This is a genomic window from Synechococcus sp. H55.2 (genome assembly GCF_047462495.1).
Lineage (GTDB): Bacteria > Cyanobacteriota > Cyanobacteriia > Thermostichales > Thermostichaceae > Thermostichus.
The window spans coordinates 1-1,141 of sequence record NZ_JANSJH010000193.1; the positions used below are offsets into that span (position 1 = coordinate 1).

At 47.2% G+C, this 1,141-nt stretch carries 2 protein-coding genes; both read left to right on the plus strand.

Annotation, left to right across the window (positions count from 1 at the left end):
* The first annotated feature begins 339 nt into the window (after nt 1-339).
* Nucleotides 340-576: a type II toxin-antitoxin system Phd/YefM family antitoxin gene (locus NW844_RS12830; RefSeq protein ID WP_414336207.1), complete on the plus strand. Its 237-nt coding sequence runs from the start codon at nt 340-342 to the stop codon at nt 574-576.
* Entirely contained in the window at nt 573-956 is a 384-nt protein-coding gene (locus tag NW844_RS12835; RefSeq protein ID WP_414336209.1) for a type II toxin-antitoxin system VapC family toxin, read from the plus strand. The genes NW844_RS12830 and NW844_RS12835 overlap by 4 nt, the downstream gene beginning before the upstream one ends.
* Nucleotides 957-1,141: the final 185 nt, after the last annotated feature.

Consider the following 1,141-nt stretch of genomic DNA (forward strand, 5'->3'; position numbering starts at 1 on the left):
GGGCCCCCTCGTAGGTGGCGTCGGCGCAGAGGCTGACGATCCCCAGCAAAACAATAAAGCGCCACGCAGAAGGGAAATCGGACATAAGCAGCTCCTCGGCGTTGAGTCAGATCTAGGCTATTGCTGTTGATGCGGAACATGGTGTAGTACCTGGTACTCTAAGGTAGGCGGCTGAGGAGCGAGGTTTTGACTTCGATGGGGAGGCTTGCATCTTTGCTGAAGGACAAATCAAGCCAGTTAGTCAAGGATTTTTACCCAGATGGCTTCAGGTGATCGAGTTTTGAGAGATTGCTTGCCCATTGAGTATCTTGAGTATAGTGAGTTAGATGAGCTAAGTCGATGTCAATTGTAACTGTTGATGAAATTCAACGTGATCCCCTAAAGTACCTTCATCAAGTGGAGACGGGTAAAACTCTTGTCATTGTTAAGTCGGGCAAGCCTATCGCTGAGCTCAGACCTATCTCCAGTAGTCAGCGGTTACGCCCGTTTGGTCTGTGTGCGGGTGAATTTGTCGTTCCAGATGATTTCGACGCTCCTTTGCCAGAAGATGTTCTCAACGCATTTGAGAGCCAATGAGAATTCTTCTAGATACACATATCTTTTTATGGTTTATCAGCGGTAGCAATCGACTTTCAGAGCATCTTCGAGACGCAATTCGCGATGCAAACAATCAGGTTTACCTGAGCGTAATCTCAATCTGGGAAGCCACTGTTAAACACCAGTTGGGCAAGCTACCTTTGCCGGAGCATCCTGCAACTTACTTACCCAAACAAAGAAACCTACATCAAATTGCCAGTCTTGACCTTGATGAGGATAGTGTAGCTCAACTAGCTAAGCTTCCGCTACTACACCGGGATCCGTTCGACAGAATCCTTATCTGCCAAGCTCTACAAAATGGATTGACCATTGCAACAGTAGATGCAGCCATTCGCGCCTACCCGGTCGATACTATGTAGTATTGCAGCTATTCCAATGAGATTGCGAATCAATGAACCTAAATAGAGAACTCAGCCAGAGAAAAAGGAGGATCATCAGCTTTTTTCGCCTTCGAGAATGGGGATCCCTCTCTTTCCAAAATCCTCTTCCTCTACCAAAATCACCGGAATGGAGCTGGTCTCCAACACTGCTTGGGAAGTGGATC

Bases quoted from the DNA above. Each gene is read 5' to 3' on its own strand.
- NW844_RS12830 (WP_414336207.1), top strand. From the start codon at position 340: ATGTCAATTGTAACTGTTGATGAAATTCAACGTGATCCCCTAAAGTAC.
- NW844_RS12835 (WP_414336209.1), top strand. From the start codon at position 573: ATGAGAATTCTTCTAGATACACATATCTTTTTATGGTTTATCAGCGGT.